Origin of the sequence: Streptomyces sp. NPDC126503, assembly GCF_040302405.1 — a bacterium.
Taxonomy (GTDB): Bacteria; Actinomycetota; Actinomycetes; order Streptomycetales; family Streptomycetaceae; genus Streptomyces; species Streptomyces gulbargensis.
Genome location: NZ_JBEORS010000006.1, coordinates 213052 through 238815, shown reverse-complemented (window position 1 = coordinate 238815; position 25764 = coordinate 213052). Strand labels below are relative to the sequence as shown.

The window sequence follows — 25764 nt, the reverse complement described above, 5'->3', positions numbered from 1 at the left end:
AGCCGATGAGTACCTACCGTGACCTCGCGCACCGCGGCTCCGCCCGCGGCACCGTGCTGCGGACCGTCGGGAGCCGGGAGCGCCGCTCCCACCTGACGGCGCCGCGGGTGCCGACCGTCGGCATCGACATCGGCGGTACGAAGGTGATGGCCGGGGTCGTCGACGCGGACGGCAACATCCTGGAGAAGCTCCGCACCGAGACCCCGGACAAGTCCAAGAGCCCCAAGGTCGTCGAGGACACCATCGTCGAACTGGTCCTGGACCTCTCCGACCGGCACGACGTGCACGCGGTCGGCATCGGCGCCGCCGGCTGGGTCGACGCCCACCGGGCCCGCGTCCTCTTCGCCCCGCACCTCGCCTGGCGCAACGAACCCCTCAGGGACGCCCTCCAGGCCCGCCTCGCGGTCCCCGTCATGGTCGACAACGACGCCAACACGGCCGCCTGGGCCGAGTGGCGCTTCGGTGCCGGCCGCGGCGAGGACCACCTCGTCATGATCACGCTCGGCACCGGCATCGGCGGGGCCATCCTGGAGGACGGCCAGGTCAAGCGCGGCAAGTTCGGCGTCGCCGGCGAGTTCGGCCACATGCAGGTGGTCCCCGGCGGTCACCGCTGCCCCTGCGGCAACCGCGGCTGCTGGGAGCAGTACAGCTCCGGCAACGCCCTGGTCCGCGAGGCCCGCGAGCTGGCCGCCGCCGACTCCCCGGTCGCGTACAACATCATCGAGCGGGTCAAGGGCCACATCCCGGACATCACCGGCCCCCTCATCACCGAGCTGGCCCGCGACGGCGACGCCATGTGCGTCGAGCTCCTCCAGGACATCGGCCAGTGGCTCGGCGTCGGCATCGCCAACCTCGCCGCCGCCCTCGACCCCTCCTGCTTCGTCATCGGCGGGGGCGTGTCCGCCGCCGACGACCTGCTCATCGGCCCCGCCCGGGACGCCTTCCGCCGCCACCTCACCGGCCGCGGCTACCGCCCCGAGGCCCGCATCACCCGCGCCCAGCTCGGCCCGGAGGCGGGCATGGTGGGCGCCGCCGACCTCGCCCGGCTCGTCGCCCGCCGCTTCCGCCGCGCCAACCGGCGCCGGGTGGAGCGGCACGAGCGGTACGAACGCTACGCCCAGGCCTTCCGGAACGGCACCCAGGCCCTGGGCGACCGCACCCCCGAGGACCCGCGGCCATGACCGTCCCGCAGCAGACCCCCCAGCCGCCCCGGTCCCCGGACCCGGAGCCCTACCGCCCCGGGGAGGGAAAGCTCCCCGAGGGGCACGGCCACATGATCCGCCGCCGCTGGCTCACGGCGGTCATCATCGTGCTGCTCGTCGGCATCCCCGCCGGGTATCTGGTGATCTCCGCCGGTCAGAGCCGGGACAGCGGTCGCGACAAGGAACGCGAGTCCTCGGTCGTCGGCCTCCAGGACAACTGGCCGTCGCAGATGAAGCGCCGTGTCTTCGAGGTCCCGATCCCGCGCGGCGCCTGGGACGTCGCGTACTACGAGACCAGCAACTGGAAGACCAGCCGCCTCTACGTCCGCTTCACCACCACCGCCACCGGTCTGGACACCTTCCTCGCCGAGTCGGGCGCGAGCCGCGCGGAGCTCACGCCCGGACGGGTCACGGTGGGGGAGCGGGACGCGGACATCGTCGGCTGGACCTTCGGCCCCGACGCGACCTGGTCGGGCACGACCGTCACCCGCGAGCGGCCCCGGCCCGCCACCGACGTCACCGTGGACCTGACCGACCCGGCCTTCCCACAGGTGTACGTGGTCTCCACGACCAGCCCCTGAGGCGGCACGCCCCCGACCGGGCAGGGGACGGGAGGTCCGGCCGTACGTCCGCGCGGTCAGGCGGTGCGCCCTGCGTCGATCTCGGCCACGAGGGCTTCGACGCGGGCCCGGATCGCGTCACGGATGGGCCGCACGGCCTCGACGCCCTTGCCCGCCGGGTCCTCCAGCGCCCAGTCGAGGTACCGCTTGCCGGGGATGACCGGGCAGGCGTCGCCGCAGCCCATGGTGATCACGTAGTCCGACGCCCGGACGGTCTCGGCGGTCAGCACCTTCGGCCGTTGGTCCGCGATGTCGATGCCCAGCTCGGCCATGGCGGCGACGGCGGAGGGATTGACCCGTTCGCCGGGGGCCGAGCCGGCGGAACGGACCTCCACGCGGTCGCCCGCGAGGTGCCGCAGGAAGCCCGCGGCCATCTGGGAGCGGCCCGCGTTGTGGACGCAGACGAAGAGGACGGAGGCGAGCGGGGCGGTCATCGGTTCTTCCTCGGGGTGGGGGACGGCACGGGCCGGCCGGACACCGGCGCGGGACGCCGTGAAAGTATCAGTCCATGATGACGTCAGTCGACACTGACCTGATCCGGGTGCTGGCCGACCCGCTCAGGCTCCGGATCGTGACCCTGCTCGCCCGCGAGACGCTCTGCACCACCCACCTGGTGGAGGAGACCGGCGCCCGGCAGACCAACCTCTCCAACCACCTGAGGGTCCTGCGGGAGGCCGGGGTCGTGGAGACGGAGCCCTGCGGCCGGTTCACCTACTACCGGCTCAAGCCGGAGGTCATCGAAGGGCTGGCCGGCCGGTTCGCCGCGCTCGCCGCCACCGCCCGTACCGCCGCCGACACCAAGAGGGCCTGCCCGTGACCCCCACCGCTCCCGCGACGGCCCGGCAGACCCCGGTCGTCGCGAAGCTGTCGACGCCCGACCGCTTCCTCGCCGTCTGGATCCTCCTGGCCATGGGCCTGGGCCTCGGGCTCGGACGGCTCGTCCCGGGCCTGAACGACCTGCTCGCGGCGGTCGAGATCGGCGGGATCTCGCTGCCGATCGCCGCCGGCCTGCTGATCATGATGTACCCGGTCCTGGCAAAGGTGCGCTACGACCGGCTCGACGCCGTCACCGGTGACCGCCGCCTGATGGTCTCCTCGCTGGTGATCAACTGGGTCCTCGGCCCGGCGGTGATGTTCGCCCTGGCGTGGATCTTCCTGCCGGACCAGCCGGAGTACCGCACCGGCCTGGTCGTCGTCGGCCTGGCCCGCTGCATCGCCATGGTCGTCATCTGGAACGACCTGGCCTGCGGCGACCGTGAGGCGGCGGCCGTCCTGGTGGCGCTGAACTCGGTCTTCCAGGTGATCGCCTTCGGCCTGCTCGGCTGGCTCTACCTCGACCTGCTGCCCGCCTGGCTCGGCCTGGGACAGGGCGAGGCGCTCGACATCTCCCCGGTGGAGATCGCGCTCAACGTCGTCGTCTTCCTCGGCGTGCCGCTGCTGGCCGGCTTCCTCACCCGCAGGATCGGTGAGAGGAGGCTGGGCCGGGAGACGTACGAGACGGCGTTCCTGCCGAAGATCGGCCCGTGGGCGCTGTACGGCCTGCTGTTCACGATCGTCGTCCTCTTCGCCCTGCAGGGGAGGACCATCACCTCGCAGCCGCTGGACGTGGTCCGGATCGCGCTCCCGCTGCTGGTCTACTTCGCGGTGATGTGGTTCGGCTCCTTCGCCCTCGGCAAGGCAGTCGGCCTGTCCTACGCCCGCACCGCCACGCTCGCGTTCACCGCCGCCGGCAACAACTTCGAGCTGGCCATCGCGGTCGCCGTCGCCACCTTCGGCGTCACCAGCGGCCAGGCCCTCTCCGGCGTGGTCGGCCCCCTCATCGAGGTCCCCGTCCTCATCGCCCTGGTGTACGTGTCGCTGGCCTGGCGCGAGAAGTTCGCCCCGGCCCGGAGGTGACCGCGCGACCGGCCCGCCCCTCGCCGGCTCCGTCCCCCGCGGGCGGCGCTCAGGCGGGGTGACCGGGCGAGAAGTGGAGGACGTCACCGAGCCGCAGCGCGCGCGGGCGGTCCTGTGCCGCCGGCCCCTCCGGTCCGCCGGCGACCGGGGTCAGGCGGAAGCCGACATGGTCCCCGCCGTCCGTGCGCTCCTCCACCCGGCCCACGAACCACGCGTCGGCGTCCGCGAGCAGGGGAGTGCCGTGGGGCCCGTCCGTCCACCGCGTCCGGGCGAACTTGTCGACGCGGTGCCCGGTCTCCTCGCCGAACAGCCGGGCGGTCTCCAGGCGCGCCCGGCTCAGCACGTGCACGGCCAGGTGGGCGGACCGGCAGGCGACCTCGCAGGTGTGGTTGCGCCGGGACAGCCACACCATGAACCCCTCCGGGTCGATCGAGCACTGGGAGGCGAACCCCACGAGACAGCCGGCCCGCGTGCCGTCCCCGGCCCTCGCCGTCACCACGAACACCGGGGGGTCGAGCAGATCCGTCACGGCGTCCAGATGCGCCACTGGCCGCTCCTCTCCTTCGCGCGAACGGGACCGAACGCGGGGCACCGGGCCCCTGAGGGACCCGGTGCCCACCACCGCTCCGGTCATTCCGGCCGGATGTCAGGTGCTGTCCGCCGCTCCGGTCGCCTTCGTGTGCCGGAGCAGCGCCGTCGCCGCCAGGGCGATCACCGCGGCGGCGCTGAGCACCGCCAGAGCCTGTGCCCAGGCGAACCGGGAGCCCAGGCTGCTGGTCAGCAGGTCCACCGTGCGCATTCCGGCGAGGAGGTGCAGCCCGATGAGGCCGACGGCGACCGCCGCCGCGGCGGCCCAGGCGCTCAGGCTGTCCCGTACCGCCAGCAGGACGCCGACCAGCAGACAGAACAGGGTGATCACGACGGACACCATCGCGGCGGTGCCGCCGGAGCGCAGCCCCGCCACGTCCGTCGGCAGGTGCAGCAGTCCGCAGGCGAACAGGGCGGCCGCCGCCGGCCAGCGCAGTCCCGACCGCAGCGCGGCCGTGGGGGCGTGGCTGCCCGGCCCGTCCGCGAGCGCCTGGTCCAGCGGAGACCTCGCCTTCAGGGCCCCGCGCAGCCGTTTCGCCCCGGCCTTGTCCGCGCCGGGCGGCGTGAGCGTGGGCGCGGGGGTCCGTTCGGGGGCGGCGCCCTGGCCGGAATCGGTCCCGCGCGCCGCCTCGCCCTCGGGGCCGCCCGTCGTCCGCCAGCCGCTGCTGTCGGCGCCGATGATGTTGACGAGCTCGACGATGTCCTCGATCGGACGCCCCACGGCCGCGGCGCGCAGCGTGGTCTCGGCCTGGTGGAGGTCGTACCCCGACTCGTTGAGCAGCGCGATCAGCTGCCGCACCTCGTCGAGGGGCCGGGAGACGGCGGCGGCCCGGAGCGCCACGTCGGCGGGGCTCGACACCTCACCCGACGCGGTGAGCCGCGCGACCAGCGCGGCGACTTCGGGCACGGGCCGTTCGGTGGCCGCGGTCCACAGCAGGGTGTGGATCGCGTTCTCGCCGTTCTCGTCGTCCTCGGCGGTACTCCCGCCGGCGGCCTTCTCGGCACCGGCGCCGGTTTCCGGTCCGGCCGGCCCGTCCGCCACGGCCCGGGGCTCGGCCACGGCCGGCGCCGGATGCGGTGCGGCCGGTTGGGGCGCGGCGGACCCGGTCCCGGGGACCTCGGCCACGGCGGGCCCGGTCTCCGGGGCCTTGGCCCCGGCGGGCGCGGGCGCGGACTCCGCGGGCGTGGCCTCGGCCGGCCCGGGCGCGCCCGTCCCGGGCAGGGGCGGGGCGGCCGCGGGTTCCGTGGGGGCCGCCATCGCCGGGGGGAACGGCGGGGGCGGAGGCGGCGGAGGGGGCGCGGGGGGTACGGCCGGCTCCGGCGGTCCGCCGTGACCGGTGCCGCCCACCGACGCCCCGGTCTCCGGGGCGGGGGAGGACGGCGTACTCCGAGCCGGTGTGCGGGTCGAAGGGGACCAGGGCTCGGGCCCTGGAGTGGTGGTGCTGTCCAAGGGGTCGGGGGTCATGGTGGGGCTCCATTCGTGGCCATCCCGCGGGGCGTCCACTGTGGCTGGCTCGCGACGCGCCGATGAACGCGTACCTGAAGACCACTAGTACGCAGATCATCACGCTGCGCCATCCGGGACGTGCGGAACTGCTCCGACGGAGCGAAAACCCTCCCGGAACCCGCCCGCCGCCGCGCGGCGGCGCCCGTCCGCCGACGCCGCCCGTGGTATCACCGAAAGCCGCTCGTGCCCCTCGCCGCCGCGACCGTACGGACCCGGTGACCGGGGGCCCGGCGCCCGTACCCGGTGACGCCCCGCCCCGCGAAGCCCCGAAGGGGCGGGTCACCCCGTCCTCGGATACGTTTTCCTCGTGGGGCAGGAGCGGGACGTCTCCGCCTTCCTCGCCCGCCCGGCGCACCAACCGGCACCGCGCGCACCCGGCCGGCCTTCTGAGGCAGCGCGTGCGCGGCCGACTCCCCGAGCCGGCGGATGACACGGACCTCGGCCGGTCGCCCCGCGGGACGCCGCCGACCACGCCCGCGGCTCCCCGGACGCCCTGGAACCCGCCCACCACGCCCCACGTTCCCCCGGGACACGCTGACGGCGCGTCACCGACTGATACGATCTCGAATCATGTTCGAACAAAAGGCCACAACCCCGGCACCGACCCGGCCGGTGGTGCAGCGCCGCGGGCTGGAGCGCAGGAAGGCCATCCTCGACGCCGCCGAGGCCCTGCTCGCCGAACAGGGCTACGAGGCCGCCACGCTGAAGGCGATCGGCGAGCGCGCGGGCATCCCCATCGCCTCGATCTACCACTACTTCCCCGACCGGTACGAGGTCGACGCCGAGCTGCTCCAGCGGCACCTGGGCGCGATCGACGCCCTCACGGCGGCCGAGGTGGCCGCCCCCCGCGCCGGGACGCTGCGGGAGGCCGTCGACGCCGTGATCGACGTGATCCTCGGCTACATCCGCCGGCACCCGAGCTGCGCGGAACTGTGGTTCGCCGGGCGCCATCCCCGGCTCGACGAACTGGTGCGGGCCTTCGACGAGGCGCAGGCGGAGCGGTTCTGGCGCCGGCTCGTCGACCGGGAGTTCCTGCGCGTCGACACCCCCCGGCTCGCGCTGTCCCTCGCCTTCGAGGTGGGCACCCGGCTGTTCGACATCGCCTTCCGGCGCGCGCCCGGGGGCGACGACGCCACGATCGACGAGGCCCGCCGCCTGGTCACGGCCTACCTGGAGACGTACGCCCCGGACGGCACCCGGCGCGGCGGCTGACGCGGCGGGCACGCCGCCCGGTCAGGCCCGGCCCCGGCGTCGTGAACCCGGCAAGACCGGCGAGACGTCCCCTAAGCTGTCCCGACCCCCGCTGGAGGGGCCTGCGCGAGAGATGAGAGGGTCTGGCGGGTGAGCGATACACCGACGAACACTCTGCAATACCGCGTCGACGGGCGCGACGACGCTCCGGTCCTCGTCCTGGGGCCCTCCCTCGGTACCACCTTCCACATGTGGGACCGGCAGATACCGGAGCTCACCCGTGACTGGCGCGTCGTCCGCTTCGACCTGCCGGGGCACGGGGGCGCGCCCGCCGAGCCCTTCACCTCCGTCGCCGAGCTCGGGGACCGGCTGCTGGCCACCCTCGACTCGCTCGGCGTCCCGCGCTTCGGCTACGCCGGCTGCTCCCTCGGCGGGGCCGTCGGGCTCGACCTGGCGCTGCGGGCGCCGCACCGGGTCGCCTCCCTCGCGCTGGTCGCCACCTCGCCCCGGTTCGGCACCGCCGACGAGTTCCGCCAGCGCGGCGTGATCGTCCGGACGAACGGCCTGGAGCCGATGGCCCGCACCGCTCCCGAGCGGTGGTTCACCCCGGTCTTCGCCGGGGCGCAGCCCGCCATCGTCGACTGGGCCGTGCAGATGGTCCGCACGACCGACCCGGCCTGTTACGTCTCCGCCTGCGAGGCCCTCGCCGTCTTCGACGTCCGGGAGGCACTCGGCGGCATCGGCGTCCCCGCGCTCGTCCTGGTCGGCTCCGAGGACCAGGTCACCGGCCCCGCCGAGGCCCGCACCCTGGTCGCCGGCATCTCCGACGCCCGGCTCGCGGTCGTCCCCGGCGCCTCGCACCTGGCGCCCGTGGAGCAGCCCGCCGCCGTGACCGAGCTGCTCATGGACCACTTCGCGAGCACCGTCCAGGACACCAGCGGCACCCTGATCGTGCCGCCCTACCCGGCCGCCGCGCCGGTGCCGCCGGCCGAGCCCGCGGCCCCCGCCCCGGCCGCCGTGCCCGCCGAGTCCGGCCGCCCCGATCCGTACGACCGCGGCCTGAGCCTGCGCCGGGAGATCCTCGGTGACGCCCATGTCGACCAGGCCCTCGCCGACGAGGCCGGCGAGGACTTCCAGGCGCTCGTCACCCGGTACGCCTGGGGCGAGGTCTGGAGCCGGGACGGTCTCGACCGGCGCACCCGCAGCGTCGTGACCCTCACGGCGCTCATCGCCGGCGGTCACCGCGAGGCCCTGGCCGACCACACCCGGGCCGCGCTGCGCAACGGACTCTCGCCCCTGGAACTGCGGGAGATCGTGCTGCACGCGGCGGTCTACTGCGGCCTCCCCGCCGCCGACGCCGCCCTGCGGGTCGTCACCCGCGTCGTCGAGGAGGAGACCACACCGCCCGCGTAGGCTGGCGCCGTGAAGCTGACGAAGAAGTCCCACGCCTGCGTCCGCCTGGAGAAGGACGGCCGGACCCTCGTGCTCGACCCCGGCGGGTTCACCGAGGAGGACGCCGTCACCGGCGCCGACGCCCTGCTCGTCACCCACGAGCACCCGGACCACTTCGACGAGGGCCGGCTCCGCGCCGCCCTGGAAGCCAACCCGGCCGCCGAGATCTGGACGCTGCGCAGCGTCGCCGACCAGCTCTCGGCGGCCTTCCCCGGACGGGTGCACACCGTCGGGAACGGCGACACCTTCACGGCGGCCGGATTCGACGTGGAGGTCCACGGCGAGCTGCACGCGGTGATCCACCCGGACATCCCGCGCGTCACCAACGTGGGCTACCTGGTCGACGGCACCGTCTTCCACCCCGGCGACGCGCTCACCGTCCCCGGCCGGCCGGTGGACACCCTGCTGCTGCCCGTGATGGCGCCGTGGAACAAGATCTCCGAGGTCATCGACTACGTCCGCGAGGTCCGGCCGCGCCGGGCGTACGACATCCACGACGCCCTGCTCACCGACCTGGCCCGCCCGATCTACGACCGCCAGATCGGCGCGCTCGGCGGCACCGACCACGGCCGCCTGGCCTCCGGGGCCTCCGCCGAGGTCTGAGCCCCCGGAGGTGAACCGGGTCACGGCCGCCCCCCAGTAGGCTGGCAGCCATGCGCATCGCCACCTGGAACGTCAACTCGATCACCGCCCGGCTGCCCCGTCTCCTGGCCTGGCTGGAGAGCAGCGGCACCGACGTGCTGTGCATCCAGGAGACCAAGTGCACCGCCGAGCAGTTCCCCGCCGAGGAGCTGCGCGCGCTGGGCTACGAGTCGGTGGTCAACGCCACCGGCCGGTGGAACGGCGTGGCCCTGGTCTCCCGGGTCGGCCTCGAGGACGTGGTCACCGGCCTGCCCGGCGGCCCGGACTACGAGGGCCTGCAGGAGCCGCGGGCGATCTCCGCGACCTGCGGCCCGGTCCGCGTCTGGTCGGTCTACGTGCCGAACGGCCGGGAGGTCGCCCACGAGCACTACGCCTACAAGCTGCGCTGGCTGGAGGCGCTGAAGGCGGCCGTCGCCGGGGACGCGGCCGGGGACCGGCCCTTCGCCGTCCTCGGCGACTACAACATCGCCCCGACCGACGACGACGTCTGGGACATCGCCCTCTTCGAGGGCGCCACCCACGTCACCGAGCCCGAGCGGGCCGCCCTGGCCGGCCTGCGCGAGACCGGCCTCACCGACGTGGTCCCGCGCCCCCTCAAGTACGACCACCCCTTCACGTACTGGGACTACCGCCAGCTCTGCTTCCCGAAGAACCGCGGCATGCGCATCGACCTGGTGTACGGCAACAAGGCCTTCGCCGGGGCCGTGACCGACAGCTACGTGGACCGCGAGGAGCGCAAGGGCAAGGGCGCCTCCGACCACGCCCCCGTGGTGGTCGACCTCGACGTGTGACCCCGGGCGCGCGGGCCTTCCGCCGGAACGATCTCCGCGCGCCGGGTGGTGGACCCGCCGGTGGCGGTGCGACGCTGTTCGGATGAACATCCCGTTTCTGGACAAGTGGCGTAAACGGCCCGCCGGTGACACGGCGGCGCCCCTGGCCGCCGCCTTCGACCGCGACCCCGGTGGCGTGGCGGAGGTGCTCGCCGAGTGCGAGCTGCTCCGCGCCCGTGTCGAGGACGCCGGGGTGGTCCTCGACGACAGCCCGCGCTCGCTCCAGGAGCTCGACCAGCTGCCGCCGCGCTGGCGCGAGGACCCCGAGGAGCTGCCCTGGGTGGGCAACGACGCGGGTCTCTACCTCGGCACGGTCATCGTGCGGAACGTGCCGGGCGCCCACTGGCAGGTCCTGCCGGGCGGCGGCCCCGTGGTCCGGCTGGCCTCCGGCCGGGAGATCCAGGTGGTCGAGGCCGGACTCGACTGGGCCATGACCGGCTCGCCGGAGCTCTCCCAGGTGTACGCCGAGGCCGCCGAGGCCTGAACCGGCGCCGCTCCCGAGGCCCCCGCCGCCGTCCCTCCGGTGCGGCCACGGCGGCCCCGGCGGCCGCCCGCGCCCGACCCCGTACCGCCGTCCGCTCCACCCTCCTCACTCATCCGCAGTAAATACGGGTAATCGCCGTTTTCGTGCGTGTCGGGCGTGAAGTCCCTTTTTCTGGTGGATAGTTTGCGCTGACCGCGACACCGCTGAGAAATGGGGCAGGGCAGCGTATGGCCGTCGTCGATCCGCTGATCGAACTGCGTGACGTGAACAAGCACTTCGGCACGCTGCACGTCCTCCAGGGCATCAACCTCACCGTCGGCCGCGGCGAGGTCGTCGTCGTCATCGGTCCCTCCGGGTCCGGCAAGTCCACGCTCTGCCGGGCGATGAACCGCCTGGAGCGCGTCGAGTCGGGCGAGATCCTCATCGACGGGCAGCCCCTTCCCGAGGAGGGCAAGGCGCTCGCCCGGCTGCGCGCCGAGGTCGGCATGGTCTTCCAGTCCTTCAACCTCTTCGCCCACAAGACCGTCCTCGCCAACGTCTCCCTCGCGCAGATCAAGGTCCGCAAGCGGAAGAAGGAGGACGCGGACCGGCGCTCGCGCGAACTCCTCGACCGGGTCGGCCTCGCCGCCCACGCCGACAAGTACCCCGCGCAGCTCTCCGGCGGCCAGCAGCAGCGCGTGGCCATCGCCCGCGCCCTCGCCATGGACCCCAAGGCGCTCCTCTTCGACGAGCCGACCTCCGCGCTCGACCCGGAGATGATCAACGAGGTCCTGGAGGTCATGCAGCAGCTGGCCCGGGAGGGCATGACGATGGTGGTGGTCACGCACGAGATGGGCTTCGCCCGCTCCGCGGCCAACCGGGTCGTGTTCATGGCCGACGGGCGGATCGTCGAGGACCGCGCCCCGGAGGACTTCTTCACCGCCCCGCGCAGCGACCGGGCCAGGGACTTCCTCTCCAAGATCCTCAAGCACTGACCGGGGTGGGAACCATGCAGCGTACGCACCGGATCCTGGCCGCCCTCACCGTGCTGCTCGCCGCGGCGGGCCTGCTCGGCGGCTGCGGCAAGGAGGGCAGCCCGCCCGTCAAGGGCCCGCAGCCCGACCAACTCCCCGTCTACCGGGTCGCCTCGGCCTTCACCCTGCCCGGCTCGCCGACCTGGAACCGGGCCAAGAAGCGCGGCCGGCTCGTCGTCGGCGCCAAGGAGGACCAGCCGTACATGGGGGAGAAGGACCCCGCCAGCGGCCGCTACTCCGGATTCGACATCGAGATCGCCAAGATGATGGCGGCCTCCCTCGGCTTCGACCCGGCGACGGTCGAGTTCCGCACGATCGCCTCCGCCAACCGCGAGACGGCCCTGCAGAACGGCCAGATCGACTACTACGTGGGCACCTACACCATCAACGACAAGCGCAAGAAGCTCGTCGGCTTCGCCGGCCCCTACTACGAGGCCGGCCAGTCCCTCCTCGTCCGCACCGACGAGCACGGCATCCGCGGCCCTGGGGACCTGGCAGGCAAGCGGGTCTGCTCGGCCGCCGGCTCCACCCCGTACCAGCGGATCGAACGTGACCACCCCGAGGCGGAACTCGTCGCGTACGACACCTACTCCGTCTGCGTCGACAACCTGCTGACCTTCCAGGTCGACGCGGTCACCACCGACGACACCATCCTCATGGGATACGCGGCCAAGGTGCCCGACGAGCTCAAGGTCGTGGGCGAGCCGTTCTCCAAGGAGCCGTACGGCATCGGCGTCCCCCGGGAGGACGACGCGCTGCGCTTCGCCCTCGACGACGCCATCGCCGCCCACCAGAAGAACGGCGACTGGAAGAAGGCGTACGACGCCACCCTCGGCCTCTCCGGGGTGCCCGCCCCCGCCCCGCCCGCCATCGACCGCTACCCGGCGAGCTGACCGCAGGAGCCCCCGACATGGAGTCACCGGCATGGACGTCCTGACCGACAACTTCTCGCTCTACGGCAAGGGTTTCCTCGGCACCGTCGAACTCACCGTCTACGCCTCGGCGCTCGCCCTCGTCCTGGGCTTCGTCATGGCCGCCTTCCGGGTGGCGCCCGTCGGATCCTTCCGGGTTTTCGGCACCGCCTGGGTGACCGTCCTGCGCAACACCCCGCTCACCCTGCTGTTCTTCGCGGTGATGCTGGGCCTGCCCCGCTTCGGCCTGGTCCTGCCCTTCGAGCTGTTCGCGGTCCTCGCCCTCGGCTGCTACACCTCGGCCTTCATCTGCGAGGCGCTGCGCTCCGGCATCAACACCGTCCCGCGCGGGCAGGGAGAGGCGGCCCGCAGCCTCGGCATGACCTTCGCGCAGACCCTCGGCACCGTCGTCCTCCCGCAGGCCTTCCGCTCCGTCATCCCGCCCATCGGTTCGACGCTGATCGCCCTGGCCAAGAACTCGGCCATCGCCGGCGCCTTCAGCGTCACCGAACTCCTCGGCACCTACAAGACGCTGAGCGAGCTCGGCTACAACATCATCTGGACCTTCTTCTGGATCGCCGTCGGATACCTGCTCATCACCCTCACCATCAGCGTCCTCTTCAACGTCCTGGAGAAGCGCTGGGGAGTCGCCCGATGACAAGCGCCACCGCCCTCTACGACGTCCCCGGGCCGCGCGCCCGCCGCCGCCACCGCCTCTACGGCCTCCTGTCGACGCTGGTGATCCTCGCCCTGGCCGGATGGATCCTGTACCTCCTCTTCGACACCCGCCAGTTCACCTCCACCAAATGGTCGCCGTTCGCCTACGAGGGCATCCAGGAGCTGCTGCTCAAGGGCCTCGGCAACACCCTGAAGGCCTTCGCGTACGCCTCGGTTCTCTCGCTGGCGCTCGGCGCGGTCCTCGCCACCGGCCGCCTCTCCGACCACCGCGTCCTGCGGTGGCTCGCGACCCTGGTCGTCGAGTTCTTCCGCGCGATGCCCGTCCTGGTGATGATCTTCTTCATCTTCGTGGCGCTGAAGGTGCAGCCGCTGCCCGCCCTCGTCGCCGGGCTCACCCTCTACAACGGCTCGGTGCTGGCCGAGGTCTTCCGCACCGGCGTGCACGCGGTGGCCCGGGGGCAGGGCGAGGCCGCCTACGCGCTCGGCATGCGCAAGACCCAGGTCATGACGTACGTCCTGGTGCCGCAGGCGGTCCGCGCGATGCTGCCGGCGATCATCAGCCAGCTCGTCGTGGCCCTCAAGGACACCTCGCTCGGCTTCCTGATCACCTACGAGGAGTTCCTCCACGCCGGCAAGCTGATCGCCTCGAACCTCGACTACGACCTGCCGTTCATCCCCGTCGTCCTGGTCGTGTCACCGATCTACATCGGCATGTGCATGCTGCTCTCCTGGTTCGCCACCTGGGTGGCGCGGCGGGAGCGCCGCGACCCCAGGATCAGGGCGGTGGACGTCGCCCCGGCGGAGCAGGGAACGGTGCTGCCGGGCCGGGAGTAGGCCCGCGCGGGTCACGCCCGCCCGGCAGCAGCCGGTGATCACTCCTCCCGCAGCGGTACCGACACGTACGACGGGTCGGCGGCGGGCGAGGAGAAGGTCAGCTGCGCGCCGGTCGGGTTGTGCTCGATGTAGAGCGGGTCGACCGTGTCCACGACGAGGGCGAGCCGGTGCCCCGCCGGGACGTCGTACGCCGTGGAGAACAGCTCCAGGTCGACGGTGAACGGCCGGCCCGGCGTCCTGCCGTGGAAGGTGTACGGGGCGTTGCTCACGAGCTTGCCGACGCCCAGCGGGCCGACGTCGTACAGGTACGCGACGAGGGTGCCGCTCTCCTTCGTCGGGGTGACGGTGGTGTGCAGCAGCGGCGTCCCGCGCACCTTGCGGACCGTGTCGTACCGCTCGGACTGCCAGACGGCCGCGAACGAGCGGGGCAGGAGCGGGACGGAGACGGCGGGCGGGGTCCGCAGGAACTGGTCCAGCAGGTTGGAGAGCAGGACGATGCCGCCCGAGGCCCCGGAGTCCACGTTCGCCCACACGTGTTCGGTGTCGCCGAGGGCGATCCGCTCCCGGTGCGCGTGGACCGACTTCCAGTCCGGGTAGCCCTCGTAGCCGCCGGCGGAGCGGGAGGCGAGCTGGACGGGCTGTTCCCGGTCGACGCCGTTCGCGGCGCCCTTCAGGTGGTGGTCGAACCAGCGGTGGGCGCTGGTCCAGGTGTCGTTCGGCAGGCCCAGGAGCCCGGTGGCCTCGGCGGTGGCGTGGTCACCCGGGCGGAATTCCAGGCGCTTGGGTCCGGTGAGCTTCTCGAAGAAGCTCGCGTACTGGTTGGGCGGGAAGATCGTGTCGCCCCAGGCGTTGCCGAGCATGACCGCGGTGCGGTTCGCGTTGAGCCGGTCGAGGTGGGTGACGGCGGAGCGCTCGCGGCCCCAGGCGATCATGTCCTCCTCCTTGGCCAGGTTGGAGGAGAGGAAGTCGCCCAGCACCTGCCGGAGTTCGGGGCCGGGCCGGCCGGTCAGGTGTCCGGCGCCGCCGAGGAGGGCGGCGGCCTGGAGGTGCTGTGTGCGCCCGCTGTAGATGGAGTCGATGAGGTCGGCCCAGCCGCTGAGCGCCGCGACGGCCTTGACCCGGGGGTCGTGGGCGGCGGCGAGCAGGCTGATGCCGGCGCCGTAACTCACGCCCGCCATACCGACCTTGGCAGGATCGGCGGGGGTGTGGGCGAGTGCCCAGTCGATGACCCGGGAGGCGTCGGCGACGTCCTTGGGGCCGGCCGTCTCGATCTCGCCGCCGGACTGCCAGAAGCCGCGGGAGTTGTAACTCACCACGACGTAACCGGAGTCGGCGAGCGCACGCGCCTGGGCCAGGTACTCGATCTGCGGCATGGCCCAGCTGGTGGGGAGCACGATCACGGGGTGCCGCGCGCCGCCGCCGGAGCCGGCCGGGGTGACGACGTTCGCCTTGAGGACGGTGCCCCCGTCGCCCGCGATGTCGACGAAACGCACGGAGACGCCGTCCTCGGCGTGGGCGGCCGGGGCGGCTGTGAGGGCCGTTCCGGCCAGGAGGGCGGCGGTGGCGGCGCCGGCGGAGGCGGTACGGAGCGCCCGGCGCGCGGCGGTGGCGCGGGGGCCCGCCGTGCGGCGTCCGGCGGCGGGACGGGCGCCTGCGCCCGGGGCGGTCGCGGTCTCGGGGGTGGTGTTCGGTCCGGGGGTGGCGGCGGGGTCGTTGCGGGGGTCGTTCACGGAGCACTCCTCGCTGGTGTCACCGGTGGGGGCGGTGCGAAGTGACCCGACGGTAACCGTGACCGCTTACCGCAGGTAACCAGTCGGCAAGTTACGCGAGGGTAACGATTGCGCGATCCCGCCGGCCGCCCCAGGCTTGGCCCGTGGAGCACACCGACGTCTTCGACCCGCGCCGCTACGCCCAAGGCCTCCCGCACGACGCCTACCGCACCCTGCGCGACCACGCGCCCGTCGCGTGGCAGGAGGAGTACGAAGTTCTCGGCTGGCCCGCGGGGCCCGGCTTCTGGGCCGTCAGCCGGCACGCCGACGTCGTCCGGGTCCTCAAGGACGCCGGCACGTACTCCTCCCACCTCGGTGCCACCCAGATCCGCGACCCCGACCCCGCGGACCTGCCCTTCATCCGGCGCATGATGCTCAACCAGGACCCGCCCGCCCACGGGCGGCTGCGCCGGCTCGTCAGCCGCGCCTTCACCCCCGGCCGCATCGGGCGCTTCACCGCCACGGCCCGCGCACGCGCCCACCGCCTGCTCGACACGGCCCTCGCCGCCGGCGGCCCGGCCGACCTCGTCCGTACCGTCACCGACGACTACGCGCTGCTCAACCTGACCGACCTGCTCGGCGTCCCCGCGGACGACCGCGGACTCCTCCACACCTGGACCGAACGGGTCATCGCCTACCAGGACCCGGACGAGCCACCCGTCCTCGACGCGTCCGGCCGGCCCGTCAACCCCCGGTCGCCCGCACAGCTGGCCGACATGTTCGCCTACGCGCAGGACCTCGCCGCGTACAAGAGGCGGCACCCCGCCGACGACGTCATGACCTCCCTCGCCACCTCCGCCCTCGCCGACGCCGAACTGGAGATGTTCTTCTTCCTGCTCACCGTCGCGGGCAACGACACCGTCCGCAGCGCCGCCCCCGGCGGGCTGCTCGCCCTCGCCCGGAACCCCCGCGAACAGGGCCGCCTGTGGAACGGCGAGGTCTCCCTCGACACGGCCGTCGAGGAACTCCTCCGCGTGCACCCGCCGGTGCTCTCCTTCCGCCGCACCGCCACCCGGGACACCGATCTCGCCGGCGTCCGGATCACCGCGGGCGACAAGGTCGTCGTCCTCCACCCCTCCGCCAACCACGACGAGCGCGTCTTTCCCGACCCCCACCGGCTCGACCTCGGCCGCACCCCCAACCCCCACGTGTCCTTCGGCGACGGCCCCCACGTCTGCCTCGGCGCGCACTTCGCCCGGCTCCAGCTCGGGGTGCTCTACGAGGCGGTACGGGAGCGCTGCGCGGGCCTGGAGCTCGACGGGCCGCCCGGCCGCCTGGTCTCCAACTTCATCAACGGCGTCACGTCGCTGCCGGTGCGGCTGCGGGCGCCGTCGTCACCTCCCGCGTGACGCCCGCCACCCGCTCCACCACCCGGTCCTCGATCGGTGCCGCCCGCTCCAGCAGGCGAACACGTCGTACCGGCCCACCGAACGGTCCGTGCCCGCCCCCCTGTTCACCACCAGGGGGCACTCGTACATGCCGGGGGTGTCTCGCGCGCGGGCGGGGCCAGGCTCCGGGCGCCCCGGCCCCCGCGGCGCGCCGCTCCCGTGTTCGAGGCGGTCCTGACGGCGGAGGGCGGCGGAAGTTACAGTGCGCGGACGGTCGCCGACCGGCTGACAGGAGGTAGGAATGCGCCGCTCCGCCGCAGGATGGCTCTCCGCGCTCGCCGTCGTCACGACGGCGCTCTCGACGGGGGCCGCCGCCCCACCCGCCGCGCCCGCCGGCGCCCCACCACGGCCGGCACCGGTCAAGACACCCGTCGCCACCGGGTACGGCGGAGCCGTCGCCAGCGTCGACGCGGACGCCTCCGCCGCCGGCATCGAGGTCCTGCGCAAGGGCGGCAACGCCGTCGACGCGGCCGTCGCCGTGGCCGCCGCGCTCGGCGTCACGGAGCCGTACTCGGCCGGCATCGGAGGCGGCGGCTACTTCGTCCACTACGACGCGAGGACCCGCACCGTCCACACCGTCGACGGACGCGAGACCGCCCCGCTCTCCGCCGACGCGGGCCTCTTCACCGAGAACGGCCGGCCCATCCCCTTCGAGGAGGGCATGACCAGCGGCCTGGGCGTCGGCACCCCCGGCACCCCCGCCACCTGGCGGACCGTACTCGACGCCTGGGGCAGCAAGCCGCTCTCCACCCTCCTCGAACCCGCCGAGCGCCTCGCCCGCGACGGGTTCACCGTCGACGCGACCTTCCGCGCCCAGACCGCCGCCAACGAGGCCCGCTTCCGCGACTTCCCGGCCTCCGCCGACCTCTTCCTCCCCGGCGGGCAACTACCGGTGGTCGGCAGCGTCTTCAAGAACCCGGACCTGGCCCGTACGTACGACACGCTCGGCCGCCACGGCGTCGGCGCGCTCTACCGGGGGCCGCTCGCCCGGGACATCGTGAACACCGTCCGCACACCCCCCGTCCGCGAGGGAGCCACCCGCAAGGTGCGGTCCGGCGACCTGACGGAGCGTGACCTCGCCGCGTACCGCACCGAGTTCCGCGAGCCGACCCGGATCGGTTACCGCGGCCTCGACGTGTACGGCATGGCGCCCTCCTCGTCCGGCGGCACCGGCGTCGGCGAGGCGCTCAACATCCTGGAGGGCACCGACCTCTCCGGCGCCTCGCAGGCCCGCTACCTCCACCGGTTCATCGAGGCCAGCCGCATCGCCTTCGCGGACCGGGGCCGCTGGGTCGGCGACCCCGCCTTCGAGCGGGTTCCGACCAAGGAGCTGCTCTCCCAGCGGTACGCCGACTCCCGGGCCTGCCTGATCCGCGACGACGCCGCCCTGACCAGCCCGCTCGCCCCCGGCGACCCTCACAATCCGGTGCCCTGCGCGACCGGCGGTCCGGCGGCGCCCACGACGTACGAGGGCGAGAACACCACCCACCTGACGGTCGCCGACAAGTGGGGCAACGTCGTCGCGTACACCCTCACCATCGAGTCCACCGGCGGCAGCGGCATCACCGTGCCCGGCCGCGGTTTCCTGCTCAACAACGAGCTGACCGACTTCTCCTTCGCGCCCGCGTCGCCCGCCGTGCACGATCCGAACCTGCCCGGTCCGGGGAAGCGTCCCCGCTCCTCGATCTCCCCGACGATCGTCCTCGACCGGCACGACCGGCCCGTCCTGGCCCTCGGCTCGCCGGGTGGCGCCACCATCATCACCACCGTCCTGCAGACCCTCACCGGGGTCGTGGACCGGGGGCTGCCGCTCGTCGACGCCATCGCCGCGCCGCGCGCCAGCCAGCGCAACCAGGCCACCACGGAGCTCGAACCGGCCCTCTGGAACAGCCCGTTGAGGGCCGAGCTGGAGCGCATCGGCCACGCCTTCCGGCAGAACCCGGAGATCGGCGCCGCCACCGGCGTCCAGCGCCTCCCGGACGGCCGCTGGCTGGCCGCCGCCGAGACCGTCCGCAGGGGCGGCGGCTCGGCGATGGTCGTCCGCCCGGCGCCGGGCCGGTAGGAGCGGGGCGGTACGGGGCCGGCGGCCCGGGGCGGGGAGATCTCGCGCCGCGTCAGCTGCCGGCCCTCTGGCGGGCACCCCGGAAGCCGCCGCACATCTCCTCGACCACCACATCGAGCGGGTCCTCGGCTAGCGGGTGCCTCGCCGGCCGTGCCGGGTCCCACGCACCCCAGCGTCGGCAGCGCGGCCCCGTGCCCCCCGACAGGATCGGCCGGGCGACCCCTACGGCGCCGTCAGGATCCGGGGGCCGTCGTCCGTGACGGCGACCGTGTGCTCGGCGTGCGCGGCGCGGGAGCCGTCGACCGTACGTATCGTCCAGCCGTCCCGCGCCGTCCAGTGGTCGTCACCCCCGCCGCCGATCAGCATCGGTTCGATCGCCAGCACCATCCCGTGGCGCAGCGGCATGCCCCGTCCCGGGCGCCCTTCGTTGGGGACGCCCGGGTCCTCGTGCATGGTCCGGCCGATGCCGTGGCCGCCGAAGCCGTCCGGGATGCCGTAGCCCGCGCGGCGGCAGACCCGGCCGATGGCGTGGGCGATGTCCCCGATCCGGTTGCCCACGACGGCCGCCGCGATGCCCGCCTCCAGGGCCTCCTCGGCCGTGGCGATCAGCCGGGTGTCCTCGGGCCGCGCCCGGCCGACCGTGAAGCTCACCGCCGCGTCGCCCGCCCAGCCGCCGAGCAGCGCCCCGCAGTCGACGGACACCAGGTCCCCGTCGGCGAGCGGGGTGCCGTCCGGGATGCCGTGCACGATCGCGTCGTTGACCGACACGCAGAGCACGGCCGGGAAGGGCGTCGGCGCCCACTCCGGGCGGTAGCCGAGGAACGGCGACCCGGCCCCCGCTCCGTCCAGGACCGCGCGTGCCGCCCGGTCCAGCTCCTCGGGCGTCACGCCCGGCGCGGCCTTCTCCCGCGCGGCGGCGAGAGCCTGCGCCACCACCCGTCCCGCCTCGCGCATGGCCTGCAGATTCGCGTTCGTCTTGAGCTCCACCATGCCAATTACTATACCGGTATTAGAATGGTGTCATGGTGCGCACCCCTCTCACCCCCGAAGAACGCGAGCGCGGCGAGCGCCTCGGCCTCCTGCTGCGCGAGGCGCGCGGCGAGCGGTCGATGGCCGAGATCGCCGCGGCCGCCGGCCTCTCCGCCGAGACCCTCCGCAAGATCGAGACCGGCCGGGCCCCCACCCCCGCCTTCTTCACCGTCGCCGCCCTCGCCGGCGTCCTCGCACTCTCCCTGGACGATCTCGTGGTGCACTGCTCCCCGCTGCCCGCCTGAACCGCCCCTCTGCGCCCCCCGGACCGTCGCTCCCCTAGCGGTGCGCCGCATAGGCTCCCGGCATGATGCCCGAGGAGCTGCGGCGCGGCCGCTACGTCAGCCTGACCACCTTCCGGAAGAACGGGACGGGGGTCGCGACGCCCGTCTGGTACGCCGTCGACGGTGAGGAGCTGTACGCCTGGACCCGCACCGACTCCTGGAAGGTCAAGCGCCTGCGCAACGATCCGGCGGTCGAGGTGGCCGTCTGCGACGTACGCGGCAACGTCTCCGAGGGGGCCGCGCGGGTGCGGGGGACTGCACGGCTCGTGACGGGGGAGGAGCTGCGCCGGGTCCGCAGGCTCCTGGGCCGCAAGTACACCTGGCAGTTCTGGCTCGTGGACCTGCCGGCGACGGCCGTCCGGCTCGGCCGGCGCCCGCACACCGGGATCGTCGTGAGCTTCTGACGCGCCTGACGCTTCGGGGCTTCCGGGGCGCCGGAGGCCGGCGCAGGGCCTTCCCGCGCACGGGCCCGCTGAACGCTCCGTACCGGACGGGTATCGCTCCGTGCCGATGCGTGTCCGTTGTGGACCACTCGGGTATGAAACATGATCGACTCGACTGCTTCACGGCAGTGGTCTTGCTCCGGGGTGTGACGGGGCTTACGTTCTCTTCCTACGCATCGCGTCTACGTGCGTAGAGGCTCATCGACGCCGTGCCGAAGGAGCAGCTCATGTCCGACGTCGTACGCGCCGCGCTCGTCCAGGCGACCTGGACCGGCGACACCGAATCCATGATCGCCAAACATGAGGAGCACGCCCGGGAGGCGGCCCGGCGCGGAGCCCGGGTGATCGGCTTCCAGGAGGTGTTCAACGCCCCCTACTTCTGCCAGGTCCAGGAGCCGGAGCACTACCGCTGGGCCGAGCCCGTCCCCGACGGCCCGACCGTCCGCCGGATGCGGGAACTCGCGCGGGAGACCGGCATGGTGATCGTGGTCCCGGTCTTCGAGGTCGAGAGCGAGGGTTTCCACTACAACACGGCGGCCGTGATCGACGCCGACGGCACGTACCTCGGCAAGTACCGCAAGCACCACATCCCGCAGGTCAAGGGCTTCTGGGAGAAGTACTACTTCCGCCCGGGAAACGCCGGCTGGCCTGTCTTCGACACCGCCGTCGGCAAGGTCGGCGTCTACATCTGCTACGACCGCCACTTCCCCGAGGGCTGGCGCCAACTCGGCCTCAACGGAGCCCAGCTGGTCTACAACCCGTCCGCCACCCACCGCGGCCTCTCCGCCCACCTCTGGCAGCTGGAGCAGCCCGCGGCGGCCGTCGCCAACGAGTACTTCGTCGCCGCCATCAACCGCGTCGGCGTCGAGGAGTACGGCGACAACGACTTCTACGGCACCAGCTACTTCGTCGACCCGCGCGGCCGGTTCGTCGGGGACGTCGCCTCCGACAAGGAGGAGGAACTGGTGGTCCGCGACCTGGACTTCGGCCTCATCGGGGAGGTCCGCCGCCAGTGGGCCTTCTACCGGGACCGCCGCCCCGACGCGTACGACGGGCTGGTGAAGCCGTGAGCGGCCTGTACGAACGGCACCGCGCCGTCGCCCCCGACTGGCTCTCCCTCTACTACCGCGAGCCGCTGGAGATCACCCACGGCGAGGGCCGCCACGTCTGGGACGCCGAAGGCCGCAAATACCTCGACTTCTTCGGCGGCATCCTCACCACCATGACCGCCCACGCCCTCCCCGAGGTCACCAAGGCCGTCGCCGAGCAGGCCGGACGGATCATCCACTCCTCCACCCTCTACCTCAACCGCCCCATGGTGGAGCTCGCCGAGCGGATCGCCGGCCTCTCCGGCATCCCCGACGCCCGCGTCTTCTTCACCACGTCCGGCACCGAGGCCAACGACACGGCCCTCCTCCTCGCGACCACGTACCGCCGGTCGAACCAGATCCTGGCGATGCGCAACAGCTACCACGGCCGCTCCTTCTCCACCGTCGGCATCACCGGCAACCGTTCCTGGTCGCCCACGAGCCTGTCCCCCCTCCAGACCCTGTACGTGCACGGCGGCGTCCGCACGCGCGGCCCGTACGCCCAGTACACCGACGAGCGGTTCACCGACGCCTGTGTCGCCGACCTCGAGGACCTCCTCGGCCACACCCGCGACGTCGCCGCCCTCATCGCCGAACCCGTCCAGGGCGTCGGCGGCTTCACGTCCCCGCCCGACGGCCTCTACGCCGCCTTCCGCAGGGTCCTCGACCGGCACGGCATCCTGTGGATCTCCGACGAGGTGCAGACCGGCTGGGGCCGCACCGGCGACCACTTCTGGGGCTGGCAGGCGCACGGCCAGGCCGGACCGCCCGACATCCTCACCTTCGCCAAGGGCATCGGCAACGGCATGTCCATCGGCGGCGTCGTCGCCCGCGCCGAGATCATGAACTGCCTCGACGCCCACTCCATCTCCACCTTCGGCGGTTCACCCGTCACCATGGCCGCCGGCCTGGCCAACCTCTCGCATCTCCTCGAACACGACCTCCAGGGCAACGCCCGCCGCGTCGGCGGCCTCCTCATCGAACGGCTGCGGGCCGCCACTGCCGGCGTCGACGCCGTACGCGAGGTGCGCGGCCGCGGCCTCATGATCGGCATCGAACTCGCCGACCCCGTCACGGGCCGGGCCGACCCCGACGCGGCCGCCGCCGTCCTGGAGGCCACCCGCGAGAACGGCCTGCTCATCGGCAAGGGCGGCGGCCACGACACCAGCGCCCTGCGCGTCGCCCCGCCGCTCTCCCTCACCGTCGCCGAGGCCGAGGAAGGCGCCGGCATCCTCGAACAGGCCCTGCGCTCCCTGTAGACGATCCCGCCCGGACCGTGCCCGGCCCGCCCCGGGCACGGTCCGGACGCCGCCGCCCCGAGCACCCCGTGTCGCGCCCCCGCTCCCCGGTCCGTCCCGACCGGCAGGACACCTCCAGCCGAGGAGAAGCCCGTGAGCACCCGTACCCGCACCCTCATCCGCGGCGGACTCGTCCTCACCGCCGCCGACGAGCTCCACGCCGACGTCCTGATCGAGGACGGCCGCGTCGCCGCCCTCGCCGCCCACGGCTCCGACACCGCCGCCGGCTGGACCGCCGACCGGGTCCTCGACGCCACCGACCGCTACGTCGTCCCGGGCGGCGTCGACGTCCACACTCACATGGAACTCCCCTTCGGCGGCACCTTCGCCTCCGACACCTTCGCGACCGGCACCCGCGCCGCCGCCTGGGGCGGCACCACCACCATCGTGGACTTCGCCGTCCAGTCCGCCGGCCGTCCGCTGCGCGAAGGGCTCGACACCTGGTACGCCAAGGCCGACGGCAACTGCGCGATCGACTACGCCTTCCACATGATCCTCTCCGACGTGAACGAGCACACGCTCAAGGAGATGGACCTGCTCGTCGAGGAGGGCGTCACCTCCTTCAAGCTGTTCATGGCCTACCCCGGCGTCTTCTACAGCGACGACGGCCGGATCCTGCGCGCCATGCAGCGCTCCGCCGACAACGGCGGACTGATCATGATGCACGCGGAGAACGGCATCGCGATCGACGTGCTCGTGGAACAGGCCCTCGCCCGCGGCGAGACCGACCCCCGCTACCACGGAGAGGTCCGCAAGGCCCTGCTGGAGGCCGAGGCCACCCACCGCGCGATCCAGCTCTCCCGGGTCGCGGGCAGTCCCCTCTACGTCGTCCACGTCTCGGCCCAGGAGGCCGTCGCCGAACTGGCCGCCGCCCGCGACAAGGGCCTTCCCGTCTTCGGCGAGACCTGCCCCCAGTACCTCTTCCTGTCCACCGACAACCTCGCCGAGCCCGGCTTCGAGGGCGCCAAGTACGTGTGCTCCACGCCGCTGCGCCCCAAGGAACACCAGGCGGCGCTCTGGCGCGGCCTGCGCACCAACGACCTCCAGGTCGTCTCCACCGACCACTGCCCGTTCTGCTTCAAGGGCCAGAAGGACCTGGGCCTCGGCGACTTCTCCAAGATCCCCAACGGGCTGCCGGGCGTGGAGCACCGCATGGACCTCCTCCACCAGGCCGTGGTCGACGGGCACATCTCCCGCCGCCGCTGGATCGAGATCGCCTGCGCGACCCCGGCCCGCATGTTCGGCCTGTACCCGCAGAAGGGCACCATCGCGCCGGGCGCGGACGCCGACATCGTCCTGTACGACCCGCACACCACCCGGACGCTCTCCGCCGCCACCCACCACATGCACGTCGACTACTCGGCGTACGAGGGCAGGACGGTCACCGGACGGGTCGAGACGGTCCTCTCGCGCGGCGATGTCGTCATCGACCACGGCGAGTTCACCGGCCGGGCCGGGCACGGCGCCTTCATTCCCCGCTCCACCTGCCAGTACCTGAACTAGGAGGCCGACCCGTGGACTTCGGACTCGTCCTGCAGACCGACCCGCCCGCCTCGCAGGTCGTCGGCCTGATGCGCCGGGCGGAACGCAACGGCTTCCGCTACGGCTGGACCTTCGACTCCGCCGTGCTGTGGCAGGAACCCTTCGTCATCTACAGCCAGATCCTCGAACACACCGCCAAACTCCGCGTCGGCCCGATGGTGACCAACCCCGGCACCCGCACCTGGGAGGTCACCGCCTCCACCTTCGCCACCCTGAACGACATGTTCGGCAACCGGACCGTCTGCGGCATCGGCCGCGGCGACTCCGCCATGCGCGTGGCCGGCCGCAAGCCGAACACCCTCGCCCGCCTGGGTGAGGCCATCGACGTCATCCGTGACCTGGCGGAGGGCCGGGAGGCCGAGGTCGACGGCAACCCGGTCCGCATCCCGTGGGTGAAGGACGGCAGGCTGCCCGTCTGGATGGCCGCGTACGGCCCGAAGGCGCTGGCGCTGGCCGGGCAGAAGGCGGACGGTTTCATCCTCCAGCTCGCGGACCCGTTCCTGACCGAGTGGATGGTGAAGGCGGTGCGGAAGGCCGCCGCGGACGCGGGCCGTGACCCCGCCTCGATCACCGTCTGCGTCGCCGCCCCCGCGTACGTCGGGAACGACCTCGCGCACGCCCGGGACCAGTGCCGCTGGTTCGGCGGCATGGTCGGCAACCACGTGGCCGACCTGGTCGCCAGGTACGGGGAGCACTCGGACCTGGTCCCCGAGGAGCTGACCGCGTACATCAAGAACCGGCAGGGCTACGACTACAGCCACCACGGCCGTGCCGGAAACCCCTCCACCGACTTCGTCCCCGACGAGATCGTCGACCGCTTCTGCCTCCTCGGGCCCGCCGCGGCCCACATCGACAAACTCCGGCACCTGAGGGACCTGGGGGTCGACCAGTTCGCCGTGTACGCGATGCACGACGACCGCGAGGGCACGATCGACGCGTACGGCTCCGAGGTCATCCCCGCCCTCACCACCTGACCCGGTCCGCCGGACCCCACCTCCCCGCACGGCCCTTCC

General features: G+C 73.1%; 26 protein-coding genes. 21 read left to right on the top strand and 5 right to left on the bottom strand.

All coding sequences use genetic code 11. From position 1 onward, the window contains the following. Window positions 1-5: 5 nt before the first annotated feature. Both ABTY40_RS11175 and ABTY40_RS11170 read left to right on the top strand, forming a co-directional pair. Complete coding sequence (locus ABTY40_RS11175; RefSeq protein WP_352059257.1) at window positions 6-1181, top strand: ROK family glucokinase; 1176 nt, start codon at window positions 6-8, stop codon at window positions 1179-1181. Beyond that, the gene (locus ABTY40_RS11170; RefSeq protein WP_502990548.1) at window positions 1178-1783 is read left to right on the top strand and encodes a hypothetical protein; all 606 of its coding nucleotides are present in this window, start codon (window positions 1178-1180) and stop codon (window positions 1781-1783) included. Before ABTY40_RS11175 ends, ABTY40_RS11170 begins: the two co-directional genes overlap by 4 nt. A gap of 56 nt (window positions 1784-1839) precedes the next feature. Here the strand turns inward: ABTY40_RS11170 and ABTY40_RS11165 are convergent, their stop codons facing one another. Beyond that, window positions 1840-2256 carry an arsenate reductase ArsC gene (locus ABTY40_RS11165; protein WP_352059256.1) on the bottom strand — a complete coding sequence of 139 codons (417 nt, stop codon included), beginning with the start codon at window positions 2254-2256 and terminating at the stop codon, window positions 1840-1842. Between the two features lie 74 nt (window positions 2257-2330). Between ABTY40_RS11165 and ABTY40_RS11160 the strand changes: the two genes are divergently transcribed. Further along, entirely contained in the window at window positions 2331-2639 is a 309-nt protein-coding gene (locus tag ABTY40_RS11160) for an ArsR/SmtB family transcription factor (protein ID WP_352059255.1), read from the top strand. Beyond that, a complete protein-coding gene (gene arsB, locus ABTY40_RS11155; RefSeq protein ID WP_352059254.1) occupies window positions 2636-3718 on the top strand; it encodes an ACR3 family arsenite efflux transporter in 1083 nt (360 codons plus the stop codon). The genes ABTY40_RS11160 and arsB overlap by 4 nt, the downstream gene beginning before the upstream one ends. Before the next feature lie 49 nt (window positions 3719-3767). Here the strand turns inward: arsB and ABTY40_RS11150 are convergent, their stop codons facing one another. Then, window positions 3768-4265: a flavin reductase family protein gene (locus tag ABTY40_RS11150; RefSeq protein ID WP_352059253.1), complete on the bottom strand. Its 498-nt coding sequence runs from the start codon at window positions 4263-4265 to the stop codon at window positions 3768-3770. Between the two features lie 99 nt (window positions 4266-4364). Continuing rightward, window positions 4365-5564, bottom strand: a complete 1200-nt coding sequence (locus ABTY40_RS11145; protein WP_352059252.1) for a hypothetical protein — start codon at window positions 5562-5564, stop codon at window positions 4365-4367. An 819-nt stretch (window positions 5565-6383) separates the two neighbouring features. Between ABTY40_RS11145 and ABTY40_RS11140 the strand changes: the two genes are divergently transcribed. The 9 genes from ABTY40_RS11140 to ABTY40_RS11100 all read left to right on the top strand — a co-directional run bounded on the left by ABTY40_RS11140 (window position 6384) and on the right by ABTY40_RS11100 (window position 13848). Next, the gene (locus tag ABTY40_RS11140) at window positions 6384-7025 is read left to right on the top strand and encodes a TetR/AcrR family transcriptional regulator (RefSeq protein WP_352059251.1); all 642 of its coding nucleotides are present in this window, start codon (window positions 6384-6386) and stop codon (window positions 7023-7025) included. 129 nt (window positions 7026-7154) lie between these two features. Further along, window positions 7155-8417, top strand: coding sequence for a bifunctional 3-oxoadipate enol-lactonase/4-carboxymuconolactone decarboxylase PcaDC (pcaDC, locus tag ABTY40_RS11135; protein ID WP_352059250.1), 1263 nt, complete (start codon window positions 7155-7157; stop codon window positions 8415-8417). Between the two features lie 9 nt (window positions 8418-8426). Continuing rightward, a complete protein-coding gene (locus ABTY40_RS11130) occupies window positions 8427-9059 on the top strand; it encodes an MBL fold metallo-hydrolase (protein WP_309050837.1) in 633 nt (210 codons plus the stop codon). A 50-nt stretch (window positions 9060-9109) separates the two neighbouring features. Further along, on the top strand, window positions 9110-9889 hold the full coding sequence (locus tag ABTY40_RS11125) for an exodeoxyribonuclease III (RefSeq protein ID WP_352059249.1): 780 nt from the start codon (window positions 9110-9112) through the stop codon (window positions 9887-9889). Between the two features lie 82 nt (window positions 9890-9971). Then, window positions 9972-10412 carry a DUF6278 family protein gene (locus ABTY40_RS11120; protein WP_352059248.1) on the top strand — a complete coding sequence of 147 codons (441 nt, stop codon included), beginning with the start codon at window positions 9972-9974 and terminating at the stop codon, window positions 10410-10412. Window positions 10413-10639: 227 nt separating this feature from the next. Next, window positions 10640-11386, top strand: coding sequence for an amino acid ABC transporter ATP-binding protein (locus ABTY40_RS11115; protein WP_352059247.1), 747 nt, complete (start codon window positions 10640-10642; stop codon window positions 11384-11386). 14 nt (window positions 11387-11400) lie between these two features. Continuing rightward, window positions 11401-12318 (top strand): glutamate ABC transporter substrate-binding protein, encoded by a 918-nt coding sequence (locus ABTY40_RS11110; RefSeq protein WP_352059246.1) that lies wholly within the window; start codon window positions 11401-11403, stop codon window positions 12316-12318. Window positions 12319-12349: 31 nt separating this feature from the next. Continuing rightward, on the top strand, window positions 12350-12994 hold the full coding sequence (locus ABTY40_RS11105) for an amino acid ABC transporter permease (RefSeq protein WP_352059245.1): 645 nt from the start codon (window positions 12350-12352) through the stop codon (window positions 12992-12994). After that, complete coding sequence (locus tag ABTY40_RS11100) at window positions 12991-13848, top strand: amino acid ABC transporter permease (protein WP_352059244.1); 858 nt, start codon at window positions 12991-12993, stop codon at window positions 13846-13848. Before ABTY40_RS11105 ends, ABTY40_RS11100 begins: the two co-directional genes overlap by 4 nt. Before the next feature lie 38 nt (window positions 13849-13886). On the opposite strand, the gene ABTY40_RS11095 is transcribed toward ABTY40_RS11100, so the two are convergent. Further along, the gene (locus ABTY40_RS11095; protein ID WP_352059325.1) at window positions 13887-15398 is read right to left on the bottom strand and encodes a CocE/NonD family hydrolase; all 1512 of its coding nucleotides are present in this window, start codon (window positions 15396-15398) and stop codon (window positions 13887-13889) included. A 323-nt stretch (window positions 15399-15721) separates the two neighbouring features. On the opposite strand from ABTY40_RS11095, the gene ABTY40_RS11090 reads away from it, so the two are divergent. Beyond that, window positions 15722-16966: a cytochrome P450 gene (locus tag ABTY40_RS11090; protein ID WP_352059243.1), complete on the top strand. Its 1245-nt coding sequence runs from the start codon at window positions 15722-15724 to the stop codon at window positions 16964-16966. 280 nt (window positions 16967-17246) lie between these two features. Then, window positions 17247-19067 carry a gamma-glutamyltransferase gene (gene ggt, locus ABTY40_RS11085; protein WP_352059242.1) on the top strand — a complete coding sequence of 607 codons (1821 nt, stop codon included), beginning with the start codon at window positions 17247-17249 and terminating at the stop codon, window positions 19065-19067. A 222-nt stretch (window positions 19068-19289) separates the two neighbouring features. Here ggt and map read toward each other — a convergent pair whose 3' ends face one another. Then, entirely contained in the window at window positions 19290-20057 is a 768-nt protein-coding gene (gene map / locus ABTY40_RS11080) for a type I methionyl aminopeptidase (RefSeq protein WP_352059241.1), read from the bottom strand. Window positions 20058-20089: 32 nt separating this feature from the next. On the opposite strand from map, the gene ABTY40_RS11075 reads away from it, so the two are divergent. The 6 genes from ABTY40_RS11075 to ABTY40_RS11050 all read left to right on the top strand — a co-directional run bounded on the left by ABTY40_RS11075 (window position 20090) and on the right by ABTY40_RS11050 (window position 25725). Further along, entirely contained in the window at window positions 20090-20341 is a 252-nt protein-coding gene (locus ABTY40_RS11075; protein WP_352059240.1) for a helix-turn-helix domain-containing protein, read from the top strand. 62 nt (window positions 20342-20403) lie between these two features. Next, entirely contained in the window at window positions 20404-20784 is a 381-nt protein-coding gene (locus tag ABTY40_RS11070) for a PPOX class F420-dependent oxidoreductase (protein WP_352059239.1), read from the top strand. Window positions 20785-21050: 266 nt separating this feature from the next. Beyond that, window positions 21051-21893, top strand: coding sequence for a nitrilase-related carbon-nitrogen hydrolase (locus ABTY40_RS11065; protein WP_352059238.1), 843 nt, complete (start codon window positions 21051-21053; stop codon window positions 21891-21893). After that, complete coding sequence (locus ABTY40_RS11060; protein ID WP_352059237.1) at window positions 21890-23170, top strand: aspartate aminotransferase family protein; 1281 nt, start codon at window positions 21890-21892, stop codon at window positions 23168-23170. The genes ABTY40_RS11065 and ABTY40_RS11060 overlap by 4 nt, the downstream gene beginning before the upstream one ends. 132 nt (window positions 23171-23302) lie before the next feature. Further along, window positions 23303-24712: a dihydropyrimidinase gene (hydA, locus tag ABTY40_RS11055; protein ID WP_352059236.1), complete on the top strand. Its 1410-nt coding sequence runs from the start codon at window positions 23303-23305 to the stop codon at window positions 24710-24712. 11 nt (window positions 24713-24723) lie between these two features. Then, window positions 24724-25725, top strand: a complete 1002-nt coding sequence (locus ABTY40_RS11050; RefSeq protein WP_352059235.1) for a TIGR03842 family LLM class F420-dependent oxidoreductase — start codon at window positions 24724-24726, stop codon at window positions 25723-25725. Window positions 25726-25764 lie beyond the last annotated feature (39 nt).

What these genes read in the sequence shown, in the direction of transcription:
- ABTY40_RS11115 (WP_352059247.1), top strand. Translation starts at nt 10,640, where the DNA reads ATGGCCGTCGTCGATCCGCTGATCGAACTGCGTGACGTGAACAAGCAC.
- ABTY40_RS11105 (WP_352059245.1), top strand. Translation starts at nt 12,350, where the DNA reads ATGGACGTCCTGACCGACAACTTCTCGCTCTACGGCAAGGGTTTCCTC.
- ABTY40_RS11140 (WP_352059251.1), top strand. Translation starts at nt 6,384, where the DNA reads ATGTTCGAACAAAAGGCCACAACCCCGGCACCGACCCGGCCGGTGGTG.
- ABTY40_RS11110 (WP_352059246.1), top strand. Translation starts at nt 11,401, where the DNA reads ATGCAGCGTACGCACCGGATCCTGGCCGCCCTCACCGTGCTGCTCGCC.
- ggt (WP_352059242.1), top strand. Translation starts at nt 17,247, where the DNA reads ATGCGCCGCTCCGCCGCAGGATGGCTCTCCGCGCTCGCCGTCGTCACG.
- ABTY40_RS11145 (WP_352059252.1), bottom strand. Translation starts at nt 5,564, where the DNA reads ATGGCGGCCCCCACGGAACCCGCGGCCGCCCCGCCCCTGCCCGGGACG.
- ABTY40_RS11075 (WP_352059240.1), top strand. Translation starts at nt 20,090, where the DNA reads ATGGTGCGCACCCCTCTCACCCCCGAAGAACGCGAGCGCGGCGAGCGC.
- ABTY40_RS11170 (WP_502990548.1), top strand. Translation starts at nt 1,178, where the DNA reads ATGACCGTCCCGCAGCAGACCCCCCAGCCGCCCCGGTCCCCGGACCCG.
- ABTY40_RS11165 (WP_352059256.1), bottom strand. Translation starts at nt 2,256, where the DNA reads ATGACCGCCCCGCTCGCCTCCGTCCTCTTCGTCTGCGTCCACAACGCG.
- ABTY40_RS11070 (WP_352059239.1), top strand. Translation starts at nt 20,404, where the DNA reads ATGATGCCCGAGGAGCTGCGGCGCGGCCGCTACGTCAGCCTGACCACC.
- ABTY40_RS11065 (WP_352059238.1), top strand. Translation starts at nt 21,051, where the DNA reads ATGTCCGACGTCGTACGCGCCGCGCTCGTCCAGGCGACCTGGACCGGC.
- map (WP_352059241.1), bottom strand. Translation starts at nt 20,057, where the DNA reads ATGGTGGAGCTCAAGACGAACGCGAATCTGCAGGCCATGCGCGAGGCG.
- ABTY40_RS11125 (WP_352059249.1), top strand. Translation starts at nt 9,110, where the DNA reads ATGCGCATCGCCACCTGGAACGTCAACTCGATCACCGCCCGGCTGCCC.
- ABTY40_RS11100 (WP_352059244.1), top strand. Translation starts at nt 12,991, where the DNA reads ATGACAAGCGCCACCGCCCTCTACGACGTCCCCGGGCCGCGCGCCCGC.
- ABTY40_RS11175 (WP_352059257.1), top strand. Translation starts at nt 6, where the DNA reads ATGAGTACCTACCGTGACCTCGCGCACCGCGGCTCCGCCCGCGGCACC.
- ABTY40_RS11160 (WP_352059255.1), top strand. Translation starts at nt 2,331, where the DNA reads ATGATGACGTCAGTCGACACTGACCTGATCCGGGTGCTGGCCGACCCG.
- ABTY40_RS11120 (WP_352059248.1), top strand. Translation starts at nt 9,972, where the DNA reads ATGAACATCCCGTTTCTGGACAAGTGGCGTAAACGGCCCGCCGGTGAC.